3 protein-coding genes are annotated in these 3817 nt (G+C 74.2%); 2 read left to right on the forward strand and 1 reads right to left on the reverse strand.

The window, feature by feature from the left end; genetic code table 11:
• The first annotated feature begins 73 nt into the window (after positions 1 to 73).
• Positions 74 to 751, forward strand: a complete 678-nt coding sequence (locus ACWC9T_RS41155) for a response regulator (protein ID WP_449826137.1) — start codon at positions 74 to 76, stop codon at positions 749 to 751.
• Between the two features lie 103 nt (positions 752 to 854).
• Positions 855 to 1838 (forward strand): Acg family FMN-binding oxidoreductase, encoded by a 984-nt coding sequence (locus ACWC9T_RS41160; RefSeq protein ID WP_449826138.1) that lies wholly within the window; start codon positions 855 to 857, stop codon positions 1836 to 1838.
• A 113-nt stretch (positions 1839 to 1951) separates the two neighbouring features.
• Here ACWC9T_RS41160 and ACWC9T_RS41165 read toward each other — a convergent pair whose 3' ends face one another.
• Positions 1952 to 3667, reverse strand: coding sequence for a GAF domain-containing sensor histidine kinase (locus tag ACWC9T_RS41165; protein ID WP_449826139.1), 1716 nt, complete (start codon positions 3665 to 3667; stop codon positions 1952 to 1954).
• Between the last annotated feature and the right edge of the window lie 150 nt (positions 3668 to 3817).

Here is a 3817-nt window from a genome sequence, read left to right on the forward strand (position 1 = left end):
GACCCGGTGCGGTTCGCGGTGTGGACGCGCAGAATCGGTGGTGCCACTGTCCGCGCACGTCAGGGAGCAGGCCATGGACACGCCCCAGCCCGTACGGGTGTTCCTGCTGGACGACCACGAGGTGGTCCGCCGGGGGGTGCGCGACCTCCTGGAGGCCGAACCGGACATCGAGGTCGTCGGCGAGGGTGACAGCTGCGCGCAGGCCATCGCCCGGGTGCCCGCGCTGTGTCCGGACGTCGCCGTGCTCGACGTGAGGCTCCCGGACGGCGACGGTGTGAGCGTCTGTCGGGAGTTGCGCGACAGGATGCCGGGGTTGGTCTGCCTGATGCTGACCTCCTTCGACGACGACGACGCCCTGCTCGACGCGATCATGGCGGGCGCGGCCGGCTACGTCCTGAAGCAGGTCAAGGGCGGCGAACTGGTCAGCGCGGTCCGTACGGTGGCTTCCGGCCAGTCCATGCTCGACCCGGCCACCACCCGCAAGCTGATGGAGAGCCTGCGCCACCACGAGGAGAGCGGGACCGACGCCGCGCTCGCCGGGCTCACCCCGCGTGAGCGCGAGATCCTCGCGCTGGTGGGGGAGGGCAAGACCAACCGGGAGATCGGTGAGGAACTCTATCTCGCCGAGAAGACCGTGAAGAACCACGTCTCGAGGCTGCTCGCCAAGCTGGGTGTCGAGCGCCGCCTCCAGGCCGCCGTCCTCGCCGCCCACGCCGAGCCGCCCGAGCAGCACCACCCGGGCCGGCACTGAGCCGGGTGGGCCCGGAGATTGAGCCGAACGGCCCAAGCGCCTCACCGGACCCCGGCCGCACGGTGGAAGTGGTCCACCCTCCGTGACGGTCGAGGAGGCCGCCATGCCCACCCTCGCCCTCGACGCCGCCGCCCTGGAGAATCTCGTCTCCGCCGCGGTCGCCGCGCCCTCGATCCACAACAGCCAGCCCTGGCGCTTCCGCCTCCAGCCGGCCACCTCCACCCTTGAGGTCCGGGCCGACCACAGCCGGGCCGTCCCGGCCGCCGACCCGCAGGGCCGGGCGCTGCACATCTCCGTCGGCGCGGCCGTCCTCAACCTGCGGGTCGCCGCCCGCCACCTCGGCTGGGCGCCCGAGGTGCGCCTGCTGCCCGATCCGGCGGAACCCGATCTGCTCGCCGCCGTCGGCCTCGACGCCGCAGCCGCCGTGTCCGCCCCGGGCACCGTGCGGCTGTACGAGGCGATCTGGCGCCGGCACTCCATCCGTACGCCGTTCACCGACGAGCCCGTCCCGCCGGCCGTCCTCGACGAACTGGTCGCGGCCGCCCGCGCCGAAGACGCCACCCTCCACCTGCCCGACCACGCCGAGACCGCCCGCCTGCTCCACCTCACCGCCGAGGCCGAACGCCGCAACACCACCGACGAGGCCCAGCGCGACGAGAGCCGCAGCTGGATCCGCACCGGCGACGCACCGCCCTACGGCATCCCGCTCGCCGCGCTCGGCTCCCAGGACCTGGCCGGCCACCTACCGATGCGGGACTTCACGGCCATCCACGCCGTCGAGCACCGGGCCCCCGCCCTCTTCGAGCACGAGCCGCGCATCGCCGTCCTCGCCACCGAGCACGACACCCCCGAGGACTGGCTGCGCGCCGGCCTCGCCCTGGAACACGTCCTGCTCGCCGCCACCGTCCACGGCGTCCGTGCCTCCCTGCTGCACCAGGCCATGGAGTGGCCCCACCTGCGCTGGGAAACTCGCGACCCGCACCAACGCCCCGGCCACGTCCAGATGTTGATCCGCCTCGGCTACGGCCCCGAGGGAGCCCCGACACCCAGGCTGGCGGTCAGGGAGGTGCTGGGCCGGGAGGGGTAGCGGCCGATCCCGCCGGGAGGCCCGCCGTTCGCGACGGGGCTCAGCCGTACCGCGGCTCGCGCACCGCGCCGCGAAACACGATCACAGCGGGGACAGCCAGGGCGCCAGTGCGTTCAGGCGTCCGGCAGCGGGACCTGCCAGACCAGTTCGGTGCCGCCCTCGGGGCGGGTGTGGGCGGTGAAGGTGCCGCCCAGGGTGGTGGCGCGGTCGGTGAGGTTGGTGAGGCCGCTGCGGCGGCCGCTTTCGGGGAGGCCGATGCCGTCGTCGGTGACGGTGACGGTCAGTTCCTGGTCGGCGGAGATCGTGGCCTCGACGGAGGTGGCCTTCGCGTGGCGGGCGGCGTTGGACAGGGCTTCCTCCAGGACGGCGATGGCGGCGTCCGCGATCTCGGCGGGGACGGTGGCGTCGAGCAGGCCGGTCATCCGCAGCGCCGGGGTGAAGCCGAGCGTGCGGGCGGCGCGGTCGACGACGTCGACGAGCCGGGCGCGCAGGCCGCTCGCGGCCGGGCCGGACTCGCGCAGGCGCAGGCCGAAGATGGTGGCGCGGATGGTCTTCGCGGTCTCGTCCAGGTCGTCGATCGCCCGCAGGACGCGGTCCGTCGCCTCGGGGTGCTCGATGAAGCGGGTGGCGCCCTGGAGGGTCATCCCGGTGGCGAAGAGCCGCTGGATGGCCAGGTCGTGCAGGTCGCGGGCGATCCGGTCGCGTTCCTTCAGCAGTGCCACCTGCTCGGAGTCGCGGCGGCGCTCCGCGAGTTCCATCGCGACCGCGGCCTGGCCGGCGAAGCCCAGCAGCGGCCCGGACTCGCCCTCGTCGAACAACGGCGCACCGGCCGCGCGGGCCAGCATCAGCACACCGCGGATCCCGCGCTCGGCCGTGCCGACGGGCACCACGACCGCCGGTCCCAGGCCCTCCCAGCGGGGCTGGCCGACCGTGATCCGGGGGTCCTTCCGGACGTCCGGACTCACCACGATCCCGCCGGTGCGGGCGGCCGCGCCCATGAACGAGCCCTCGATCGCCACCACCAGACCCCGGTGCTGCTCCGCGCCGAGTCCGACGGCGATCCGCACTTCCAGCTCGCCGTTGTCCGGCAGCGGTACGGCGACGACGGCGAGGTCCGCGCCGGCGATCTCGGCGGCCCGGGCGACCAGCAGGTCGAGCACCTCCTGCTCCGCGCTGCCGGACAGCAGGCTGCTGGTGACCTCGGCGCTGGCCTCCAGCCAGCGCTGCCGCCGCCGGGCGCGGGCGTAGAGGCGGGCGTTGTCGATCGCGACCCCGGCGGCGACGGCGAGGGTGGCGAGCACGGACTCGTCCTCGGCGTCGAACTCGCCCCCGCCGCGCTTCTCGGTCAGGTAAAGGTTGCCGAACACGCGGTCCCGGATCCGGATCGGCACCCCCAGGAAGGACCGCATCGGCGGGTGATGGGCCGGGAAGCCGTGGGAGGCCGGGTGGTCGGCGATCCGGGTGAGTCGCAGTGGCTCGGGGTGGCGGATCAGCTCGCCGAGGATGCCGTGCCCGGACGGCAGGGCGCCGATCTGTTTGACCTGGTCGTCCGTGACGCCGACCGGGATGAACTGGGACAGCCGCTGGTCCTCGCCGATCACGCCCAGGGCGCCGTACTCGGCGTCCACCAGGGTGACGGCCGCCTCGACGATGTGCTGGAGGGCCTGGGACAGCTCCAGGTCGCGGCCGACGGCCAGTACTGCCTCCAGCAGGCTGTGCACGCGGTCGCGGGTCCCCCGGGCCGCGTCCAGACGTGCCTGGAGTTCCTCCAGCAGTTCGTCCAGACGCAGCCTCGGCACGGGGGTGGAACTCTCCGATGCGCTGCCCAAGGAATCCTCCACGGCTCGCCGGACGCCCCTGACCAGCGTAGGCGCGTACGGCCCGGGGCGCCGGACACGGAGGGGCCCACCGGCCCAGCGGGAAGACCCCACCGGCCCCCTGGCGGCGGGCGCGGCGGCACCGGAGCCTGGAAGGGCGAG

This window comes from Kitasatospora sp. NPDC001159, from assembly GCF_053598235.1.

What these genes read in the sequence shown, in the direction of transcription:
- ACWC9T_RS41155 (WP_449826137.1), top strand. Translation starts at nt 74, where the DNA reads ATGGACACGCCCCAGCCCGTACGGGTGTTCCTGCTGGACGACCACGAG.
- ACWC9T_RS41160 (WP_449826138.1), top strand. Translation starts at nt 855, where the DNA reads ATGCCCACCCTCGCCCTCGACGCCGCCGCCCTGGAGAATCTCGTCTCC.